At 71.8% G+C, this 20,607-nt stretch carries 20 protein-coding genes; 8 read left to right on the forward strand and 12 right to left on the reverse strand.

Translation table 11 applies throughout. The features are described from left to right. Window positions 1-52 precede the first annotated feature (52 nt). The 9 genes from pssA to ABZ457_RS06905 all read right to left on the reverse strand — a co-directional run bounded on the left by pssA (window position 53) and on the right by ABZ457_RS06905 (window position 10,984). Window positions 53-901, reverse strand: coding sequence for a CDP-diacylglycerol--serine O-phosphatidyltransferase (pssA, locus tag ABZ457_RS06865; protein ID WP_359154925.1), 849 nt, complete (start codon window positions 899-901; stop codon window positions 53-55). Continuing rightward, entirely contained in the window at window positions 894-1,550 is a 657-nt protein-coding gene (locus ABZ457_RS06870) for a phosphatidylserine decarboxylase (RefSeq protein WP_359154692.1), read from the reverse strand. The genes pssA and ABZ457_RS06870 overlap by 8 nt, the downstream gene beginning before the upstream one ends. Window positions 1,551-1,720: 170 nt before the next feature. After that, window positions 1,721-2,926, reverse strand: a complete 1,206-nt coding sequence (locus ABZ457_RS06875; protein WP_359154694.1) for an acyl-CoA dehydrogenase family protein — start codon at window positions 2,924-2,926, stop codon at window positions 1,721-1,723. 2 nt (window positions 2,927-2,928) lie between these two features. Continuing rightward, window positions 2,929-3,453, reverse strand: coding sequence for a MaoC family dehydratase (locus ABZ457_RS06880; protein WP_359154696.1), 525 nt, complete (start codon window positions 3,451-3,453; stop codon window positions 2,929-2,931). A 3-nt stretch (window positions 3,454-3,456) separates the two neighbouring features. Further along, on the reverse strand, window positions 3,457-4,431 hold the full coding sequence (locus ABZ457_RS06885; protein WP_359154698.1) for a CoA ester lyase: 975 nt from the start codon (window positions 4,429-4,431) through the stop codon (window positions 3,457-3,459). Further along, complete coding sequence (locus ABZ457_RS06890) at window positions 4,428-6,449, reverse strand: protein meaA (protein ID WP_359154700.1); 2,022 nt, start codon at window positions 6,447-6,449, stop codon at window positions 4,428-4,430. The genes ABZ457_RS06885 and ABZ457_RS06890 overlap by 4 nt, the downstream gene beginning before the upstream one ends. Window positions 6,450-6,458: 9 nt before the next feature. Then, on the reverse strand, window positions 6,459-7,796 hold the full coding sequence (gene ccrA / locus ABZ457_RS06895) for a crotonyl-CoA carboxylase/reductase (protein ID WP_359154702.1): 1,338 nt from the start codon (window positions 7,794-7,796) through the stop codon (window positions 6,459-6,461). Between the two features lie 442 nt (window positions 7,797-8,238). Then, window positions 8,239-9,102, reverse strand: coding sequence for a TetR family transcriptional regulator (locus ABZ457_RS06900; protein ID WP_359154704.1), 864 nt, complete (start codon window positions 9,100-9,102; stop codon window positions 8,239-8,241). Window positions 9,103-9,199: 97 nt separating this feature from the next. Further along, complete coding sequence (locus ABZ457_RS06905; RefSeq protein WP_359154707.1) at window positions 9,200-10,984, reverse strand: 3-hydroxybutyryl-CoA dehydrogenase; 1,785 nt, start codon at window positions 10,982-10,984, stop codon at window positions 9,200-9,202. A 336-nt stretch (window positions 10,985-11,320) separates the two neighbouring features. Between ABZ457_RS06905 and ABZ457_RS06910 the strand changes: the two genes are divergently transcribed. From ABZ457_RS06910 to ABZ457_RS06925, 4 genes are all read left to right on the forward strand, one after another. Next, window positions 11,321-11,890 carry an adenylosuccinate lyase gene (locus tag ABZ457_RS06910; protein ID WP_359154709.1) on the forward strand — a complete coding sequence of 190 codons (570 nt, stop codon included), beginning with the start codon at window positions 11,321-11,323 and terminating at the stop codon, window positions 11,888-11,890. A gap of 154 nt (window positions 11,891-12,044) precedes the next feature. Then, window positions 12,045-12,431 carry a metalloregulator ArsR/SmtB family transcription factor gene (locus tag ABZ457_RS06915; protein WP_359154711.1) on the forward strand — a complete coding sequence of 129 codons (387 nt, stop codon included), beginning with the start codon at window positions 12,045-12,047 and terminating at the stop codon, window positions 12,429-12,431. Next, on the forward strand, window positions 12,428-14,149 hold the full coding sequence (locus ABZ457_RS06920; protein WP_359154713.1) for a SulP family inorganic anion transporter: 1,722 nt from the start codon (window positions 12,428-12,430) through the stop codon (window positions 14,147-14,149). The genes ABZ457_RS06915 and ABZ457_RS06920 overlap by 4 nt, the downstream gene beginning before the upstream one ends. An 8-nt stretch (window positions 14,150-14,157) precedes the next feature. Further along, window positions 14,158-14,331, forward strand: coding sequence for a DUF6126 family protein (locus tag ABZ457_RS06925; RefSeq protein WP_359154715.1), 174 nt, complete (start codon window positions 14,158-14,160; stop codon window positions 14,329-14,331). 24 nt (window positions 14,332-14,355) lie between these two features. On the opposite strand, the gene ABZ457_RS06930 is transcribed toward ABZ457_RS06925, so the two are convergent. From ABZ457_RS06930 to ABZ457_RS06940, 3 genes are all read right to left on the reverse strand, one after another. Continuing rightward, window positions 14,356-14,742 carry a metalloregulator ArsR/SmtB family transcription factor gene (locus tag ABZ457_RS06930; RefSeq protein WP_359154717.1) on the reverse strand — a complete coding sequence of 129 codons (387 nt, stop codon included), beginning with the start codon at window positions 14,740-14,742 and terminating at the stop codon, window positions 14,356-14,358. Between the two features lie 37 nt (window positions 14,743-14,779). Further along, a complete protein-coding gene (locus ABZ457_RS06935; RefSeq protein WP_359154719.1) occupies window positions 14,780-15,295 on the reverse strand; it encodes a GNAT family N-acetyltransferase in 516 nt (171 codons plus the stop codon). Between the two features lie 129 nt (window positions 15,296-15,424). Next, window positions 15,425-16,471: an Rv2578c family radical SAM protein gene (locus ABZ457_RS06940; RefSeq protein ID WP_359154721.1), complete on the reverse strand. Its 1,047-nt coding sequence runs from the start codon at window positions 16,469-16,471 to the stop codon at window positions 15,425-15,427. 136 nt (window positions 16,472-16,607) lie between these two features. Here ABZ457_RS06940 and ABZ457_RS06945 point away from each other — a divergent pair, with 136 nt between their 5' ends. From ABZ457_RS06945 to rocD, 4 genes are all read left to right on the forward strand, one after another. Next, window positions 16,608-17,054 (forward strand): SRPBCC family protein, encoded by a 447-nt coding sequence (locus ABZ457_RS06945; RefSeq protein ID WP_359154723.1) that lies wholly within the window; start codon window positions 16,608-16,610, stop codon window positions 17,052-17,054. Window positions 17,055-17,767: 713 nt separating this feature from the next. Next, a complete protein-coding gene (locus ABZ457_RS06950) occupies window positions 17,768-18,289 on the forward strand; it encodes an Lrp/AsnC family transcriptional regulator (RefSeq protein ID WP_359154725.1) in 522 nt (173 codons plus the stop codon). Window positions 18,290-18,451: 162 nt separating this feature from the next. Then, a complete protein-coding gene (gene ddaH, locus ABZ457_RS06955) occupies window positions 18,452-19,282 on the forward strand; it encodes a dimethylargininase (RefSeq protein ID WP_359154727.1) in 831 nt (276 codons plus the stop codon). Next, entirely contained in the window at window positions 19,279-20,502 is a 1,224-nt protein-coding gene (rocD, locus tag ABZ457_RS06960; RefSeq protein ID WP_359154729.1) for an ornithine--oxo-acid transaminase, read from the forward strand. The genes ddaH and rocD overlap by 4 nt, the downstream gene beginning before the upstream one ends. Window positions 20,503-20,607 lie beyond the last annotated feature (105 nt).

Genomic DNA, 20,607 nt, shown 5'->3' on the forward strand with positions numbered 1-20,607 from the left:
CTGCCGTCCTACTTCGACCCGCGCCTCGCGCCGGCCCCACCCCTATCCGGTCCTACTGTGCCGCGCGGGCCGCGCGGCTCTCGCGACGGTTGTCGCGGAACGTGTTCACGCGACGAGCCGTCGCGAACAGCGGAATCGTCGCCGCCATCACGATCTGGAGGGCGCAGCCCGTCTGGAGGAGCACCTGCCCGCCCGGCGCGTCGAAGGCCCAGGCCGCCAGCATGCCCATCGCCGAGACGATCCAGCCGAGCATCGCCACCGCGAGGACACCCCGCGGCTTCGGGTACTCGACCCGGCTCACCATCAGCCACGCCGTGCCGATGATCGCCAGCAGCGTCGGGATGAACGGCAGTTCGAGCAGGACGATCGAGACCACGGTCAGCGCCCCGAAGGGGCTCGGCATGCCCTGGAACATGCCGTCCTTCACGGACACGCACGAGAATCTCGCGAGCCGCAGCACCACCGCCAGCAGCACCACGATCGCGGCGACCGCCGAGACCCGCTGGTGGGCGTCGTCGGCGACCATCCCGTAGACCAGCACGAAGTACGCCGGCGCGAGGCCGAAGCTGATCAGGTCGGAGAGGTTGTCCAGCTCCGCGCCCATCGGCGAGGACCGCAGCTTGCGCGCCACGAGCCCGTCGCAGAGGTCGAAGATCGCCGCGAGCAGCATCAGGATCACGGCGGTCGCGGCGCTGTGCCGCGCCATGCCGGTCTCCTGGCTGCCCTGGAGGTGCGGGATGAGGATGCCGGTGGTGGTGAAGTACACCGCCATGAAACCGCACGTCGCGTTGCCGAGGGTGAGGGTGTCCGCTATCGACAGACGCAGACTGAGCGGCATCTCCTCCGCGTCGTCCTCGCCGTCCTCGGTCCAGTTCGACGCCTGTGTGTCGGGATCAATCACGGTCAATGCGAGTCACCCCCGCGGTCGTGGTCTGTCCGACCTCGACGGCGACGTCCACACCCTCCGGAAGGTAGATGTCGACGCGCGACCCGAAGCGGATCAGGCCGATGCGGTCGCCCTGCTCGACCTTGGTGCCCTGCGGGATGTAGGGGACGATGCGCCGCGCGACCGCGCCGGCGATCTGGACCATCTCGATGTCGCCGAGCTCGGTGTCGAAGTGCCAGACGACACGCTCGTTGTTCTCGCTCTCCTTGTTGAAGGCGGGAACGAAGCCACCGGGCACATGCTCCACGGACGTCACCGTGCCGGCCAGCGGCGCGCGGTTGACGTGAACGTTGAGCGGGCTCATGAAGATCGCGACGCGGGTGCGCCCGTCCTTCCACGGCATGATGCTCTGCACCACGCCGTCGGCCGGCGAGATGACCCGGCCCCGGGCGATCTCACGCTCCGGGTCACGGAAGAACCAGAGCATGCCCGCCGCGAGCGCGGTGGCGGGCACGGCCAGGGCCGCGGCGCGCCGGGAGCGGCGCGAACGGGCCAGGCTGAGTGCGGCGGTGGCGACGGTCGGCAGAAGCCACGGCGATGCTCCGCGAGCGATACGTACGCCACGGAGGCTGTCGCGAGATGCAGAGGTTTGGCTGTGGGGCATGGATGACCTTCGTAGCGGATGATGCCGCGCTGGCAACGGGGGACGGCGGCTTTCCGATCGATGTTATCGGTTACGACCCGCAACTGGGAAAGCCAGAAGCCGAGTCGACGGCCGGAAGATGATGACAGGGTGTGATCATCTTCCGGCCGTTACCGACCCGAATCCGACATTCAGCCCTGCGCTCGGTACTCTTCCAGCAGCCGGCGGCCAATGATCATTTTCTGGATCTCGGCGGTACCTTCGCCGATCAGCAGCATCGGCGCCTCGCGGTAGAGGCGCTCGATCTCGTACTCCTTGGAGAAGCCGTAGCCGCCGTGGATACGGAAGGCGTCCTCGACGACTTCCTTGCAGTACTCGGAGGCGAGGTACTTCGCCATCCCTGCCTCCAGGTCGTTTCGCTCCCCGGAGTCCTTTTTGCGTGCCGCGTTCACCATCATGGCATGTGCGGCCTCGACCTTGGTGGCCATTTCGGCCAACTTGAACTGAATCGCCTGGTGGGCGGCGATCGGTTTGCCGAAGGTGTGGCGCTGCTGGGCGTAGCTCACACCCAGCTCGAAGGCACGCTGCGCGACACCGCAGCCACGGGCGGCGACATTCACCCGGCCGACCTCGACACCGTCCATCATGTGGTAGAAGCCCCGGCCGGTGGTCCCGCCGAGGACCCGATTGGCCGGAATGCGCAGTCCGTCCATGATGAGCTCGGTGGTGTCGACCCCCTTGTAGCCCATCTTGTCGATCTTCCCGGGGATGGTCAGTCCGGGCCGGACCTCACCGAAACCGGGCTCCTTCTCCACCAGGAAGGTCGTCATCGACTTGTGGGGCGCGGTCCCCTCGGGGTGTCCTTCGTCACTCCGGCACAGAACCGCCACCAGAGTCGACGTGCCGCCGTTCGTCAGCCACATCTTCTGGCCGTTGAGGACGTACTCGTCACCGTCCTTCACACCCTTGGACGTGATGGCCGACACATCCGAGCCGAGGCCCGGCTCCGACATCGAGAAGGCGCCCCGCACCTCGCCCAGCGCCATCCGCGGCAGGAAGGTGTCCTTCTGCTCCTGGGTGCCGTGCTGCTTGAGCATGTACGCCACGATGAAGTGCGTGTTGATGATGCCGGAGACCGACATCCAGCCGCGGGCGATCTCCTCCACGCACAGCGCGTAGGTGAGCAGGGACTCACCCAGGCCGCCGTACTCCTCCGGGATCATCAGCCCGAACAGGCCGAGTTCCTTCAGGCCCTCGACGATCTCGGTCGGGTACTCGTCCTTGTGCTCCAGCTCCGTCGCGACCGGGATGATCTCCTTGTCGACGAAGTCCCGGACCGTGGCCAGGATCTCCTGCTGCACATCGGTCAGACCGTGGGTCTGGGCGAGTCGCGCCATGACTACTTCTCCGCCTTCTTCGGGGGCTCGACGAGCTCCGGCCGGCCGGGCTGCTCCCCGCCCCGCTCCTTGATGTACGTCTCGGTGGGGACCATCACCTTGCGGCGGAACACGCACACCAGGGTGCCGTCCTGCTTGTAGCCCTTGGTCTCGACGTAGACGATGCCGCGGTCGTTCTTCGACCTCGACGGGGTCTTGTCGAGGACCGTGGTCTCGCCGTAGATCGTGTCGCCGTGGAAGGTCGGCGCCACGTGCCGCAGCGACTCGATCTCCAGGTTGGCGATGGCCTTGCCGGAGACGTCCGGCACCGACATGCCGAGCAGCAGCGAGTAGATGTAGTTGCCCACGACGACGTTCCTCCCGAAGTCCGTCGTCTTCTCCGCATAGTTGGTGTCCATGTGGAGGGGGTGGTGGTTCATGGTCAGGAGACAGAAGAGGTGGTCGTCGTACTCGGTGACCGTCTTCCCGGGCCAGTGCTTGTAGACGGCCCCGACCTCGAACTCCTCGTAGGTGCGTCCGAACTGCATGGCTCAGGCCTCCGGGATCTCGAACGTGCTGGTGCGCCGCATCCCGGCGGCCCGGCCCTTGCCGGAGATCACCAGCGCCATCTTGCGGCTGGCCTCGTCGATCATCTCGTCGCCGAGCATCGCCGAGCCCTTCTTCCCGCCCGCCTCGGACGTGTAGTAGTCGTACGCGTCCAGGATCAGTTCGGCGTGGTCGTAGTCCTCCTGGGAGGGCGAGAAGATCTCGTTGGACGCCTCGACCTGACCGGGGTGCAGCACCCACTTGCCGTCGAAGCCGAGCGCGGCGGCCCGCTGGGCGACCTCGCGGTAGCCGTCGATGTTGCGGATCTGGAGGTAGGGGCCGTCGATCGCCTGGAGGTCGTTGGCGCGGGCGGCCATCAGGATCTTCATCAGGATGTAGTGGTAGGCGTCGGCCGGGTAGCCCGGCGGCTGCTCGCCGACGACCAGGGACTTCATGTTGATGGAGGCCATGAAGTCGGCCGGGCCGAAGATGATGGTCTCCACCCGCGGGGACGCCTGGGCGATCGCGTTGACGTTGTTGAGCCCCTGCGCGTTCTCGATCTGCGCCTCGATGCCGATGCGGCCGACCTCGAAGCCCATGGTCTTCTCGATCTGGGTGAGCAGCAGGTCCAGCGCCACGATCTGCTGGGCGTCCTGCACCTTCGGCAGCATGATGCAGTCGAGGTTCGGGCCGGCGCCCTCGACCACGGTGACGACGTCCCGGTAGGTCCAGTGGGTGGTCCAGTCGTTGACCCGCACCACGCGCGTCTTGCCGGTCCAGTCGCCCTCGTTGAGGAACTTCACGATGGTGTGGCGCGCGTCCGGCTTGGCGAGGGGCGCGCAGGCGTCCTCCAGGTCCAGGAAGACCTGGTCGGCGGGGAGGCCCTGGGCCTTCTCCAGGAACCGCGGGTTCGAGCCGGGCACGGCCAGGCAGGAGCGCCGCGGGCGCAGGCGGTTGACCGGGTGCACGGGCGTGCTCATGCGGGGACCTCCGTACTTTCAAGGGGGCTGAGCTTGTTCGCTTGGCGGATCTCGTCGACGATACGGCCGATGATCTCCGTGATGCCGAAGTCCTTCGGCGTGAAGACGGCGGCCACGCCGGCCGCCTTGAGGGAGACGGCGTCGGCGTTGGGGATGATGCCACCCACGATCACCGGGATGTCCCCCGCGCCCGCCTCACGGAGGCGGTCCAGCACATCGGGGACCAGCTCGGCGTGCGAGCCGGAGAGGATCGACAGGCCCACGCAGTGCACGTCCTCCGCGAGGGCGGCGGAGACGATCTGCTCCGGGGTGAGCCGGATGCCCTGGTAGACCACCTCGAAGCCGGCGTCGCGGGCCCGTACGGCGATCTGCTCGGCGCCGTTGGAGTGCCCGTCCAGACCGGGCTTGCCCACCAGGAGGCGCAGCCGCCCGGTGCCGAGCTCCTCGGCCGTCCGGGCGACCTTCTCACGGACGACGGCCAGTGGGGTGCCGGCCTCCGCCGTGACGGCCACCGGGGCGCTGCTGACGCCCGTCGGCGCACGGAACTCGCCGAAGACGTCACGCAGCGCCCAGGCCCACTCGCCGGTGGTGACGCCCGCACGCGCACACTCGACGGTGGCCGCCATCAGGTTCTCGGTGCCCGCCGCGGCCTTCTTCAGCGCCGCGAGGGACTCGGCGGCACGGGACTCGTCGCGTCCCACCCGCCACTCGTGCAGTTTGGCGACGACCCGGGCCTCGTTCGCCGGGTCCACGGTCATGATCGCCGTGTCCAGGTCCGCGGTGAGCGGGTTGTCCTCGGTCGTCTCGAAGATGTTGACGCCGACGATCTTCTCGTCGCCCGCCTCGATCCGGGCCCGGCGCTCCGCGTGCGAGGAGACCAGCTGCGACTTGAGGTAGCCGGACTCGACGGCGGCCATCGCGCCGCCCATCTCCTCGATGCGGGCCATCTCGGCCAGGCACTCCTCGACCAGGGCGTCCACCTTGGCCTCGATGACGTGCGAGCCGGCGAAGATGTCCTCGTACTCCAGCAGGTCGCTCTCGTGCGCGAGGACCTGCTGGATGCGCAGCGACCACTGCTGGTCCCAGGGCCGGGGCAGGCCCAGCGCCTCGTTCCAGGCGGGGAGCTGGACGGCCCGGGCGCGGGCGTCCTTGGAGAGGGTGACGGCCAGCATCTCCAGGACGATCCGCTGGACGTTGTTCTCCGGCTGGGCCTCGGTCAGGCCCAGGGAGTTGACCTGGACGCCGTAGCGGAAGCGGCGCTGCTTGTCGTTCTCGATGCCGTACCGCTCACGGGTGACCCGGTCCCAGATGCGGCCGAAGGCGCGCATCTTGCACATCTCCTCGATGAAGCGGACGCCCGCGTTCACGAAGAACGAGATGCGCGCGACCACGTCACCGAACCGCTCGGCCGGGACCTGGCCGGAGTCGCGCACCGCGTCGAGCACCGCGATCGCGGTGGACATCGCGTACGAGATCTCCTGCACCGGGGTGGCCCCGGCCTCCTGCAGGTGGTAGCTGCAGATGTTGATGGGGTTCCACTTGGGGATGTTGGCCACCGTGTACGTGATCATGTCGGTGGTCAGGCGCAGCGAGGGACCGGGCGGGAAGACGTGCGTCCCGCGCGACAGGTACTCCTTGACGATGTCGTTCTGCGTCGTGCCCTGGAGCCTGGTGATGTCCGCACCCTGTTCCTCGGCGACCACCTGGTACAGCGCCAGCAGCCACATGGCGGTGGCGTTGATGGTCATCGAGGTGTTCATCTGCTCCAGGGGGATGTCCTGGAACAGCCGGCGCATGTCGCCCAGATGGGAGACCGGCACGCCGACCCGGCCGACCTCGCCGCGGGCGAGGATGTGGTCGGGGTCGTAACCGGTCTGGGTCGGCAGGTCGAAGGCCACCGACAGACCCGTCTGGCCCTTGGCGAGGTTGCGCCGGTACAGCTCGTTGGACGCCTCGGCCGTGGAGTGGCCGGCGTACGTCCGCATGAGCCAGGGCCGGTCCTTCTTGCGCTCGGTCATCGGTGGACCTCAGACATTCCTGAAGCGGTTGATGGCGTCGATGTGCTTCGCCCGCAGCTCGGGGTCGCTGACGCCCAGACCCTCCTCGGGGGCCAGCGCGAGGACGCCGACCTTGCCCTGGTGGAGGTTGCGGTGGACGTCGTACGCGGCCTGCCCGGTCTCCTCCAGGGAGTAGACCTTGGAGAGCGTGGGGTGGATCTTGCCCTTGGCGATCAGGCGGTTGGCCTCCCACGCCTCGCGGTAGTTGGCGAAGTGGGAGCCGATGATGCGCTTGAGCGACATCCACAGGTAGCGGTTGTCGTACTCGTGCATGTAGCCCGAGGTGGAGGCGCAGGTGGTGATGGTGCCGCCCTTGCGGGTGACGTAGACGCTGGCGCCGAAGGTCTCGCGGCCGGGGTGCTCGAAGACGATGTCGATGTCCTCGCCGCCGGTGAACTCGCGGATGCGCTTGCCGAAGCGCTTCCACTCCTTCGGGTCCTGGGTCCGCTCGTCCTTCCAGAACTTGTAGTCCTCGGCGTTGCGGTCGATGATCGCCTCGGCGCCCATGGACCGGCAGATCTCCGCCTTCTGCGGCGAGGAGACCACGCAGATGGGGTTGGCGCCGCCCGCGAGGGCGAACTGGGTGGCGTAGGAGCCGAGTCCGCCGCTGGCGCCCCAGATGAGGACGTTGTCGCCCTGCTTCATCCCGGCGCCGTTGCGGGAGACCAGCTGGCGGTACGCGGTGGAGTTGACCAGGCCGGGGGCCGCCGCCTCCTCCCAGCTCAGGTGCTTGGGCTTCGGCATCAGCTGGTTGGACTTGACGAGCGCGATCTCGGCGAGGCCGCCGAAGTTGGTCTCGAAGCCCCAGATGCGCTGCTCGGGGTCGAGCATCGTGTCGTTGTGGCCGTCCGAGGACTCCAGCTCGACCGAGAGGCAGTGCGCGACGACCTCGTCACCGGGGTTCCAGGCGTTGACGCCCGGTCCGGTGCGCAGGACGACGCCGGCCAGGTCGGAGCCGATGACGTGGTACGGCAGGTCGTGCCGCTTGGTCAGCTCGGAGAGCCGGCCGTAGCGCTCCAGGAACCCGAAGGTGGAGAGCGGCTCGAAGATCGAGGTCCACACGGAGTTGTAGTTGACGGAGGAGGCCATCACGGCGACGAGGGCCTCGCCGGGGCCGAGTTCCGGGACCGGCACGTCGTCCAGGTGGATCGACTTGCGCGGGTCCTTCTCGCGGGTCTCCAGGCCCGCGAACATCTCCGTCTCGTCCTTGTGCACGGTGATCGCGCGGTAGCTCTCGGGGAGCGGCAGAGCGGCGAAGTCCGCGGAGGTGGCCTCCGGAGACTGGATCGCGTCCAGGATGTCCTTCACGGTGTTGCCTCCAGGATGCCCCCGGGAGGGACCGGGGGAGGGGAGCGCCCCAGGGGACGCCGAGGGGCGGGTCGTACGCGGTGCTGCTGTGGAGGTGTGCCGTCGGTTCGGCGGTGGTGCTTCTGGCGGCGCTGGTGTGCGCGGGGATGCCTGTGACGCAGGCGTCCGGGCGGGGCAACCGCGGAGGGTTGCTGGGACAGCCGGCGTACGAGTGTGCTCTGCACGCCGGCCGCCCGGACAACATCAACGTATGGCACCCCGTGCCAGCCCGCAAGACACTCCGTGCCAAGAATTTCTCTCAGATGCAATCCACTGGACACATATGAGCGATGATCGATCGCGGTCGCCTGTGAGCGGCTGGAAAAAGGGGTGCGAAACGGCCGATGGCCACCCGAATCGGGTGGCCATCGGCGGGGTGCGGGAACGGATCCCAGGAGCGGGGTCAGGCCTCCTTGAGGGCCTGTTCGATCGTGCGCATGACCTCGGTCAGCGGCGCGTCCGTGCGCGCCACCGCCACCAGGACCTCGCCCTCCGGGCCCTCGGAGCGCACCGCCGCCGCCACGGGGGCCGGCTCGGCGGGGTGCTGCCCCGCCTTGCGGCCCGCCCCGATCCCGGTGCCGAAGGTGTCCCGGACGATCGCGAAGGCGTGGTCGAGCTGCGCCTCCACGTCCCCCTGGCCCCCGGCGCGCAGCCAGCGGCGCAGGACGTGGTTGTGGGCCGTGACGACCGCGGAGGCGGCCACCTCGGCCAGCAGCGGGTCGTCGTTGCCGTCGTGGTGGTCCCGCTCGTCGAAGTGGCCCAGCAGATAGCGGGTGAACAGGCGCTCGTAGCGGGCCACCGAGGCGATCTCGCGCTCCCGGAGGGTGGGCACCTCGCGGGTGAGGCGGTAGCGCTCCACCGAGACCGAGGGGGCCGCCGCGTACATCTTCATGACTTCCTTGATGCCCCGGCACACCGTGTCCAGCGGGTGCTCGTGGGGCGGGGCCGCGTTCAGCACGGCCTCCGCGCGGACCAGGGTGTCGTCGTGGTCCGGGAAGATCGCCTCCTCCTTGGACCGGAAGTGGCGGAAGAAGGTCCTGCGGGCGACCCCGGCCGCCGCCGCGATCTCGTCGACCGTGGTGGCCTCGTAGCCCTTGGTCGCGAACAACTCCATGGCCGCCGCGGCCAGTTCACGGCGCATCCGCAGCCGCTGCGCGGCGGCTTTCGACCCTGCCGCGCTCTCGCCGGCGTCGGGGACGGAACCGGCGCGGACGGGACGGCGGACGGCGGGATCAGCAGGCTGCGGCATGACTTGAACGTACTCCATCCCCGGCCCCTCACGCTCCCGCGGGCCGCCTCCGTCGTCCGCCGGTGCCCGGGGCGGGCCGCCCGGACCGAGCAGCCCGCCCCACCCCGCGCCGTGATCAGCGACGGGCATGCTCGCGGAAGCCCCGGCCCGTCTTGCGGCCCAGGCAGCCCGCGGCCACCAGGTGCTCAAGCAGCGGCGCCGGAGCGAGGCCCGGGTCGCGGAACTCCCGGTGCAGCACCTTCTCGATGGCGAGCGAGACGTCCAGGCCGACCACGTCGAGGAGTTCGAACGGGCCCATCGGGTAGCCGCCGCCCAGCTTCATGGCCGCGTCGATGTCGTCCAGCGAGGCGTAGTGCTCCTCGACCATCTTGATCGCGTTGTTGAGGTACGGGAAGAGCAGCGCGTTGACGATGAACCCGGCCCGGTCGCCGCAGTCCACCGGGTGCTTGCGGACCTTCTCCGTGACCCCGCGGACCGTGGCGTGGACCTCGTCCGAGGTCAGGACCGTGCGCACGATCTCGACCAGCTTCATCGCCGGGGCCGGGTTGAAGAAGTGCATCCCGATCACGTCCTGCGGGCGCGAGGTCGCGCGGGCGCAGGCGATCACCGGCAGCGAGGAGGTCGTGGTGGCGAGCACCGCGCCCGGCTTGCAGACCTTGTCCAGGGTCTGGAAGAGCTGCTGCTTGATCTCCAGGTCCTCGGCCACCGCCTCCACGGCCAGGTCGACCCCGGCGAAGGCGTCCAGCGAACCGGCCGGGGTGATCCGGGCGAGCACCGCGTCCCGGGCCTCCTCGGTCAGCCGGCCCTTGGCGACCGAACGGGCCAGCGACTTCGCGATCAGGGCCTTGGCGTTCTCCGCCTTCTCCGCGCTGCGCGCGGCGAGCACCACGTCGTAGCCCGCCTTGGCGAAGACCTCGGCGATACCGCTCGCCATGGTGCCCGAGCCGGCCACGCCGACCGAGGCCACCTCGCGGGGCGCGGCGGTGCCCGCCGTGCCCGGCAGCGGCGTCAGCGCGTCCGGGACCACCTCGGCGGAGCCCGCCTCGGCGTAGGTGTAGAAGCCGCGGCCCGCCTTGCGGCCGGTCAGGCCCGCCTCGGCGAGCTGGCCGAGGATCGGGGCGGGGGCGTGCAGGCGGTCGTGGGAGGAGGCGTACATCGCGTCCAGGACCGTGCGGGCGGTGTCGATGCCGATGAGGTCGAGCAGGGCGAGGGGGCCCATCGGGAGGCCGCAGCCCAGCTTCATCGCCGCGTCGATGTCCTCGCGGGAGGCGTACCGCGACTCGTACATCGCCGCCGCCTGGTTGAGGTAGCCGAACAGCAGGCCGTCCGCGACGAAGCCCGGGCGGTCGCCGACCGCGACCGGCTCCTTGCCCAGCTCCCGGGCGAGGGAGGTCACCGACTCCACGGCGGCGGGCGAGGTCAGCACCGAGGAGACCACCTCGACCAGCTTCATCGCCGGGGCCGGGTTGAAGAAGTGCAGGCCGAGCACCCGCTCCGGGCGCTGCGACTCGGCGGCCAGCCGGGTCACCGACAGGGCGTTGGTGCCGGTCGCGAGGATGGTGTCGGGGCGGACCACCGCGTCCAGCTCGCGGAAGACCAGCTGCTTGATCTCGTAGGACTCGGGCACGACCTCGATGACCAGGTCGGCGTCGGCCGCGGCCCGCAGCTCCGTGAAGGTGCGGAAACGCGCCAGGACGTCGCCGCGCTCCTTCTCGGTGATCCGCTCGCGGTCCACGGCACGGGCGGTGGACGCCTCCAGGGCGGCGGTGGCCCGGCGGGCGGCGGCATCGCTGACGTCGATGCCGATGACCTCGCGGCCTGCCCGGGCCAGGACCTCGGCGATGCCGGTGCCCATGGTGCCGAGGCCGACCACGGCGACGGTGTGGAGAGGGGTGTCCATCACGGGACTCCAGAGTGAGTGACGGCTGAGGGGAGCGCGCGAGGGAGCGCGACGGGCCCGGCACCGGCGCCGTGGACCCGGTGCGAGGGACACCGGGCGGCGCGGGGCGCGCGAGCGTTCACAAGAGCCGACGGACTCTGTCCCCAGTCACGTCGTACTGCACGGCAGAACTGCCGAACCGACCAGCCCCCGCGTGCGGCTGCGTCACCAGGCCGCTGCGGGGCGCGGGGTTGACCCGCTCACATGAGGTTAACTCGCGGGTATTGAGCGCGCCAGCCCCGTGCGGAAGCCGCCGGATGTGATCTGCGTCGCCCACCGCGCCGCTAGCCTGGCGCCATGGACGAGGAACTGCGGTCGCTCGCACACCGGTTACGCGAGGAGTCGGGCGGCGGGCCCGCCTGCGAGCGGCTGCTGACCACCGGCGACCGCGAGGAGCTGGCCGGCGTCCTCACCGAGCCGCAACAGCCCCTGTGGGCACGGGAGCTGGCGGCCTTCCGCCTCGGCTGCGCCGGGGACCGGCGCGCCTTCGAGTCCCTGGTCCTCCTCCTCAACCACCGCGACCCCGAGCGCTGCGTCTCCGCAGCCCACGCGCTCTACCTCCTGGCCGACCCGCGCACCCCGCGCGCCGCGGCCGCCCTGGCGACCAACGAACTCCGCGTCGCCTACGCCCTCACCCCGATCCGGCTGCTGACCCGCCTGCGCGCCCCGGAGTCGGCCCCCGCCCTCGCCACCGTCCTCGGCCGCCGCCTCGCCCCCGGGGACGCGCACTGGCGGGTGGCGCTCGCCTGCGTGGAGGGCCTGGGCGCCCTCGGCGCCCGGGAGACGGCCCCGGCCGTCCGCGCGGCGCTGCCCCACCCCCGGCTGGCCGCGGCCGCGTCGGCCGCGCTGGCCCGGCTGGAGGGCTGAGGGTCCCCTCGGCCCCGGGTCTCCCGGGGCCCGCACGGCTTCGTTAATTGCAGAATTTCGCAATTCACTACATGCTTAACCCGCTGACCGTGCTCCGGACCCGTGCGGCGAAGAGCGCAGACGCGGCGGAGAGGCGAGAGAGGAGACCACCGACGTGCCGGTGCCGCTGTACCAGGCCAAGGCCGACTTCTTCCGGATGCTCGGCCACCCCGTGCGCATCCGTGTCCTCGAACTCCTCCAGGACGGCCCGCAGCCCGTGCACCGGCTGCTCGCCGCCATCGGGGTGGAGGCCCCCGCGCTCTCCCAGCAACTGGCCGTCCTGCGCCGCTCCGGCATCGTCGTCTCCCGCCGCGAGGGCCCGACCGTCGTCTACGCACTTGCCGGCGGCGACGTCGCCGACCTGATGCGCGCCGCCCGGCGCATCCTCACCGAGGTCCTCACCGGCCAGGGCGAACTCCTCGCCGAACTGCGCGGCACCGGCGACCTCCCCGCCGCCCCCGAGGAGCACCCGGCCGGGCGGGCCGTGGGGGCAGGGCGGTGAGCGGGGCCGCCGCACGGGCCTGGGGCCGGGTCCGGCCGCTGCTGCCGGGGCGGGCCGACCTCGACGCCGCCCGCCGCGACCCGAAGCGCGACCTGCTCGCCGGGCTCACCGTCGCCGTCGTCGCCCTGCCGCTCGCGCTCGGCTTCGGCGTCTCCTCCGGGCTCGGGGCCGAGGCCGGGCTCGCGACCGCCGTCGTGGCGGGCGCGCTCGCCGCCGTGTTCGGCGGCTCCAACCTCCAGGTGTCCGGCCCGACCGGGGCCATGACCGTCGTGCTGGTGCCCATCGTCGCCGAGCACGGACCCGGCGGGGTGCTGACCGTCGGACTGCTCGCCGGCGTCCTGCTGCTCGCCCTCGCGCTGCTCCGCGCCGGACGCTGTGTGCGCTACATCCCCGCGCCCGTCGTCGAGGGCTTCACCCTCGGCATCGCCGGCGTCATCGCGCTCCAGCAGGTCCCGGGCGCGCTGGGCGTGAGCACGCCCGAGGGCGACCGGGTGCTGGTGGTCGCCTGGCGCGCGGTACGGGACTTCGCCGCCTCGCCCGCGTGGGCCTCCCTCGCGGTCGCCCTGGGCGTGGCCGCGATCGTGCTCGCCGGGGCCCACCGGCGTCCCACCGTCCCGTTCTCCGTCCTCGCCGTCGCCGCGGCCACGGCCGTCGTCCCCCTCGCCGGGCTCGACGGGGTGCGGCCGATCGGCGAGCTGCCCGCCGGACTGCCCGCGCCCTCGCTCGGCTTCCTGGACCTGTCGGCCGTCGGACCGCTGCTCGCGCCCGCCGTCGCGGTGGCCGCCCTCGCCGCCCTGGAGTCACTGCTCTCCGCGTCCGTCGCCGACGGCATGACGGACGGCGAACGCCACGACCCCGACCGGGAGTTGTTCGGACAGGGGCTGGCCAACCTCGCGGCCCCGCTGTTCGGCGGCGTCCCCGCCACCGCGGCCATCGCCCGCACCGCCGTCAACGTCCGCTGCGGCGCCTCCTCGCGGCTCGCCGCGCTCTCGCACGCGGCCGTGCTCGCCGTCGTCGTCTTCGCCGCCGCCCCGCTGGTGTCCCGTATCCCGCTGGCCGCCCTGGCCGGGGTGCTGCTGGCCACCGCCGTCCGCATGGTCGAGGTCGGCGCCCTGCGGGCCATGGCACGGGCGACCCGGTCCGACGCCTTCGTCCTCGTGCTGACCGCCCTCGCCACCCTCCTGCTCGACCTGGTCCAGGCGGTGATCATCGGCCTGCTGGTGGCCGGGGCGCTGGCCCTGGCCGCCGTCGCCCGGCAGGCCCGCGTGGACCGGGTGGACCTGCGGCCCGCCCTGCCCGGGGACCACACCGAGGAGGAACACGCGCTGCTCGCCGAGCACATCGTCGCCTACCGCTTGGACGGGCCCCTGTTCTTCGCGGGCGCCCACCGCTTCCTGCTGGAGCCGGCCGAGGCCGCCACCGACGTACGGGTGGTGGTACTGCGCATGTCGCGGGTCCTCACCGTCGACGCGACCGGCGCCCTCGTCCTCAGGGACGCCGTCGAACGGCTCGCCCGGCGCGGCGTCGTCGTCATGGCGTCCGGGATCCGGCCCGAACAGCGGCGGGTGCTCGGCTCCGTCGGGGTGCTCGGCGCCCTCGCGGCGTCCGGCGGCGAGTTCCCGACCACCGCCGAGGCCGTCGCGGCCGCCCGGTCCGGGCTGCACGAGGCCGGACTGCTGCCCGGGGCGGGGAACCCCTCCGTCCCGACGAGGAAGTGAGAGACACCATGGCCGAAGCGGAGCGGACGGAAGCGGAGCGGGCGAAGGACGCGGAGAGGGACCTGGAGCGCTGGAAGGAGCGCGGTGTGATGCTGCGCGTCTTCGTGTACGTCTTCGCGACCCATCTCTTCGCGGGGTTCGTGTGGCTGCTGTTCTACGTGGGGGAGCAGGCGCAGAAGTGACGGCGCGGGCCGGGGCCGCTCGGTTCAGCGTTCCGGATCGGTGCCGGGGCCGCCCCCGCCCGCCCGCAGGTCCTCCAGCAGTTCCGCCTGCCCCGCCAGCACACCGCCGATGATGCCCCGTGCCACCCGCAGCAGTTCGGCCACCCGGGGGCTGGTCAGCGAGTAGTGCACGGCCGAGCCCTCCCGCCGCGCGGTCACCAGGTTCGCCCGGCGCAGGACGGCGAGCTGCTGCGACAGATGTGCGGGCTCCACGCCGACCACGGGGAGCATCTCGGAGACGGCGTGGTCGCGTTCGCTCAGCAGCTCCAGCACGCGGATGCGCACCGGGTGCCCGAGCGTCTTGAAGAACTCCGCCTTGAGCTGGTACAGCGGGGGGCTGCCGGCGCTTCCCCCTCCAGGGCCTCTCGTCATGCCCCCATCCTCCCGGCTGCCGGGTCCGGCCGGGCGCTCAGGCCAGGTGACGTGCGTAGCGGACCTCCGGGACGGGCGTCCCGTCCACGTCGAAAGGTTCCTCCGTGCCGTCCGGCAGGAAGCCGGCGCGTTCGTAGAAGCGCCGGGCCCGGGCGTTCTCCTTCAGGACCCACAGCTCCATCCGCGCGAAGCCCGCGGCGCGGGCGCGACCGGTGACCTCGGCCATCAGCGCGTGGCCCACGCCCGAGGAGATGCGCTCCGGCAGCACGTAGATCGCGTACAGCTCGCAGGTGCCCGGACCGGCGCCCGGGGAGCGGGACGGGCCGAAGCAGGCCCAGCCGATCACCTCGCCGTGCTGCTCGGCCACCACGTTCACCGAGCCCGAGCCGTCGGCCAGATAGGCGTGGTGGCGGGCCGCGTCGGCCGCGGTGTCCATCCCGTCCAGGTACGGCTGGGGCACGAGCCCGGCGTACGCGTGCCGCCGGCCGCCCACTCTGATCGCGGCGACCGCCGCGCAGTCCGCCGTGGCCATGTCCCGTACCTTCACCGTCATCTCCGCGCCCCTCCCCGCACCGGTGGCCACCACCCTGGCCCCGCGGATTTGTTCACGCTACTGAGAAAAGCTACTGGACCGGCCGTCGGAGTGGTGTGAACGCTTCCCGGACCCCTGGTGGCACACCGGTCACAGCAGCGTGAGCTGGGTAGCCCCGGGCTCCGCCGCCTCCGCCGCCTCCGGGGACGCGGCGGGCCGGCGCGGGGTGCGGTGGGCGCCGGGCGAGGACGGCCCGATGCCGTACTCGGCGGCGAGTTCGTGCACCCGCCGGGTGATCCGGCGCTGGTACCAGGTGGGGGCGTACGCGCCCCCCTCGTACATGCGCTCGTAGCGCGCGACCAGATGCGGGTGGTGCTCGCCCAGCCAGGCCATGAACCACTCGCGCGCCCCCGGCCGCAGATGCAGTACCAGCGGGGTGACCGAGGTGGCGCCCGCCGCCGCGATGGCCCGGACGGTCTCCCGCAGCTGCTCGGGGCCGTCGCCGAGGAAGGGGATCACCGGGGCCATCAGGACCCCGCAGCCGATCCCGTGATCGGCGAGGGTGCGCACCACGTCGAGCCGCCGCTCGGGGGAGGGGGTGCCCGGCTCCACCGTCCGCCACAGCTCCCGGTCGGTGGAGCCGACGGAGACGGAGATGCCCACCTCGGTCACCTGTGCCGCCTGCACCAGCAGATCGAGGTCGCGCAGGATCAGGGTGCCCTTGGTGAGGATCGAGAAGGGATTCGCGTGGTCGCGCAGCGCCGCGAGGATGCCGGGCATCAGCCGGTAGCGCCCCTCGGCCCGCTGGTAGCAGTCCACATTGGTGCCCATCGCGATGTGCGCGCCCTGCCAGCGGCGGGAGGCGAGCTGGCGGCGCAGCAGCTCGGGGGCGTTCACCTTGACCACGATCTGCGAGTCGAAACCGAGACCGGTGTCGAGGTCCAGATAGCTGTGCGTCCTGCGGGCGAAGCAGTAGACGCAGGCATGGGTGCAGCCCCGGTACGGGTTCACCGTCCATTCGAACGGCATCCGGGAGGCGCCCGGCACCCGGTTGAGGATCGAACGGGCCCGGACCTCGTGGAAGGTGATCCCCCGGAACTCGGGGGTGTCGAAGGTCCGGGTGGTCACCGCGGAGGTGCCGAAGAGGGCTCCGTCCCCGCTCGCCGCGGGGCCTTCGGCCAGATTGTCCCAGCGCATCGTGTGCCTCCTCGTTACCGCCGTTCCCAGAATAGAACACCTGTTCCCATGATCGATGCAAGGCGGATTTGGGCGGGGGTGAGCGAGGTGGTTGGGTTGGGGGCGACCCGCTGGAGCGAGTGCTGGAGGAACAGGAATGGCGCAGGTCGAGGCGACCACGGAACGGATCATCCCGGCGGACGCGGAGACGGTGTTCGACGCACTGGCCGACTACGCGGGCACCCGCGCGAAGGTCCTCCCCGAGCACTTCAGCGAGTACGAGGTCCGCGAGGGCGGCGACGGCGAGGGCACCCTCGTCCACTGGAAGCTCCAGGCCACCAGCAAGCGCATCCGCGACTGCCTGCTGGAGGTCACCGAGCCCACCGACGGCGAACTCGTCGAGAAGGACCGCAACTCCTCGATGGTCACCACCTGGCGGGTCACCCCGGCCGGGGAGGGGCAGTCGCGCGTCGTCGTCACCACCGTCTGGAACGGCGCGGGCGGCATCGGCGGCTTCTTCGAGAAGACCTTCGCGCCCAAGGGCCTCGCCCGGATCTACGACGCGCTGCTCGCCAACCTCGCGGCGCACGTCGCCCGGGGCTGACGGGAGCGCGGGGCGCGCCGGGTCCCGGGTGGGCGGCGCGCTCCCGGCGTGTGCGGCGCGGCGCAGGGCGCGTTGCCCCGGGGTGCGCGCCCCTCACCGGAGCGGGTGGTTTCGCGGCGCCCCGTCCGCCCGCCACCGGCGTGCACCCCGGCTGGAAAGCCCCTGATGAGCGCCCCAAGTGCGCCCCCGCGCGGCCCTGTTGGGCGGTCCGGGGGCGCACTGCCCGACTTGCTCCCCCTTTGCGCGTGATGCGAAGAATGACCCTCGCGTGCGGGGCGATCACCCTGCACGTGAGGCGATGAGGGGGGCAGCTCCGTGGGCGGCAGCACGCTGGTGAAGGACGAGACCGCACCGGCCGGTGACGCCCCCGCCGGACCCCCGCCTTCCGCCCGGCCGCCCACCCGGTCAGCGTCCAGCCCTCCCGCGAGACCCGGCAGGACATCGAACTGGCGGGCGGCGCGGTGTTGCGGGGCACGGTCCGCGCCGGGGACGGGCGCACCGTGGAGGACGCGCGGGTGACCCTGCTGGACGCGGCCGGCAATGTCGTCGACACGCCCCGACCGGCCGCCCGGGTGGCCGGGCCGACCGCCCCGACCGGCCACCCGGGCGCGCGCCCGAGGGCCCCGGGCCGCCCGTCCGGGATGGTTCCATGGGCGCGCCCCGTGATCCGCGCCCGCTCCGCGCCCCCCGGCCCGAACGGAGAGACCCACGCCATGAACCACAGGCCCCTGTCCTTCGACGACCTCGACCGCAGGATCGTCGCCGCCCTGGTGGAGAACGCGCGCACCAGCTTCACCGAGATCGGCGCCGCCATCGGCCTCTCCGCCACCGCCGTCAAACGCCGTGTGGACCGGCTCCGCGAGGACGGCGTCATCACCGGCTTCACCACCACCGTCCGCCCCTCGGCCCTCGGCTGGCGCACCGAGGCGTATGTCGAGGTGTACTGCGAGGGCGCCGCCCCGCCCCGGCGCCTCGCCGAGGTCGTGCGCGACTACCCGGAGATCATGGCCGCCATGACCGTGACCGGCGGCGCGGACGCCCTGCTGCACGTCCGCGCCCGCGACGTGGAGCACTTCGAGGAGGTCCTGGAGCGCATCCGGACCGAGCCGTTCATCCGCAAGACGATCAGCTATATGGTCCTCTCCCATCTGCTCACGGCCAGCCCCGAGGCCGGCGCCGCCCAGGCCGCCCCCGCGGACCCGGCGGCCGGTGGGTCCGCCACCGGGACCCTCTGACCGGCCCGGGACGGAATCCTTCGCAGCGCGCCCCGACAACGCAGCATTCCTGCGCGTACGCGCAGCCGTCCGCTCTTGTCGCCCCTCCACCCCGATTCCTACCGTTGAGCTGTCACCGGACATGCGTCACCGGATATCGAGTCGAGCAGGAGGATCCCTTCGGTGTCTCTCATGCGTGTGCCCCGTGCCAGGCGCTACCTGGTCTGCGAACCCCGGTACTTCGACGTGCAGTACGCCATCAACCCCTGGATGAGCGAGGACTCCCCGGTCGACCGGGCCCTCGCCCGCACCCAGTGGGAGACCCTCGTCCGCACCTACCGCGACCTCGGCCACACCGTCGAGCACGCCCGGCCCGAACCCGGGCTGCCCGACATGGTGTTCGCCGCCAACTGCGCCCTCGTCCTCGGCGGGCGCGTCTTCGGCTCCCGCTTCCACGCGCCGCAGCGCCGGGGCGAGGAGGCCGCCTTCGAAGCCTGGTTCAAGAACGCCGGCTATGTCGTCCACCGGCCCGAGTCGGTCTGCGAGGGCGAGGGCGACCTGGTGCCCGTCGGCGGCTTCGTCCTCGCCGGCCACGGCTTCCGCACCACGCCCGACGCCCACCGCGAGGCGCAGGAGTTCTTCGGCACGCCCGTCATCGGGCTGACCCTGGTCGACCCGTACTTCTACCACCTCGACACCGCGCTCTTCGTCCTCGACGACGGCCACGGCGACGGGCAGGCGAACGTCTGCTACTACCCGGACGCCTTCTCGCCGGGCAGCCGCGAGGTGCTGACCCGCATGTTCCCCGACGCCGTCACCGCGACCCGCGAGGACGCCATGGCCTTCGGGCTCAACTCCGTCTCGGACGGTAAGCACGTCATCGTCGCCCCCCAGGCGACCGGCCTGTCCGCCCGGCTCACCGAGCACGGCTACGACCCCGTCCCCGTCGACCTGTCCGAGTTCCACAAGGCCGGCGGCGGCATCAAGTGCTGCACCCAGGAGATCCGCGCATGACCCTCACCCCCGACCGCACCCGGCGCTCCTCCGCCGAGCTCATCCGCGCCGAGGAGGACGTCCTCGCGCACAACTACCACCCGCTGCCCGTGGTCGTCGCCCGCGCCGAGGGCGTCTGGGTGGAGGACGTGGAGGGCCGGCGCTATCTGGACCTCCTCGCCGGGTACTCGGCCCTCAACTTCGGCCACCGCCACCCCGGCCTGATCGCGGCCGCCCACCGCCAGCTCGACGAGCTGACCCTCACCTCCCGCGCCTTCCACAACGACCGCCTCGCCGGCTTCGCCGAGGGCCTCGCCGCCCTCACCGGCCTCGATGTGACCCTGCCGATGAACACCGGCGCCGAGGCCGTCGAGAGCGCCGTCAAGATCGCCCGCAAGTGGGCGTACGAGGTGAAGGGCGTCGCCCCCGACCGGGCCACCATCGTGGTCGCGGACGGAAACTTCCACGGCCGCACCACCACCATCGTCAGCTTCTCCACCGACGAGACCGCGCGCGCCGGCTTCGGCCCCTTCACCCCCGGCTTCCGGGTCGTCCCGTACAACGACCCGGCCGCGCTGGAGGCCGCGATCGACGAGACGACCGCGGCCGTCCTCATCGAGCCCATCCAGGGCGAGGCGGGCGTCCTCATCCCCGACGACGGCTACCTCGCCGCCGTACGGGAGATCACCGCCCGCACCAACACCCTCTTCATCGCCGACGAGATCCAGTCCGGCCTCGGCCGCACCGGCACCACCCTCGCCGTCGACCACGAGTCCGTCCGCCCCGACCTGCTCCTCCTGGGCAAGGCCCTCGGCGGCGGCATCGTGCCCGTCTCCGCGGTCGTCGGCCGACGGGACGTCATGTCCGTGCTGCGGCCCGGCGAGCACGGCTCCACCTTCGGCGGCAACCCGCTGTCGGCGGCCGTCGGCTCGGCCGTCGTGGACCTGCTGGCCACCGGCGAGTTCCAGGCCCGCGCCGCCGACCTCGGCACCGGCCTGCGGGACGGGCTCACCGCGCTCCTCGGCCGGGGTGTCGTCGGCTTCCGCGCCCGGGGACTGTGGGCGGGCGTCGACATCGACCCGGCCATCGGCACCGGCCGCGAGATCAGCGAACGCCTGATGGCCGAGGGCGTCCTCGTCAAGGACACGCACGGCTCCACCATCCGCATCGCCCCGCCGCTGACCATCACGGCGGACGAACTCGCCTCGGCGCTCGCCGCCCTGGAGAAGGCGCTGCACTGACCCACCCGGTGCGGTCCGGCCACCCGGCCGGGCCGCACCACCCTCCACCCGCGCCCCGCCAGCCCCTCCCACGTCTAGACTCGCCGTTCGTGGCACCGTCGAACG

The organism is Streptomyces sp. NPDC005805, assembly GCF_040630445.1.
In the GTDB taxonomy this organism is placed as follows: domain Bacteria; phylum Actinomycetota; class Actinomycetes; order Streptomycetales; family Streptomycetaceae; genus Streptomyces.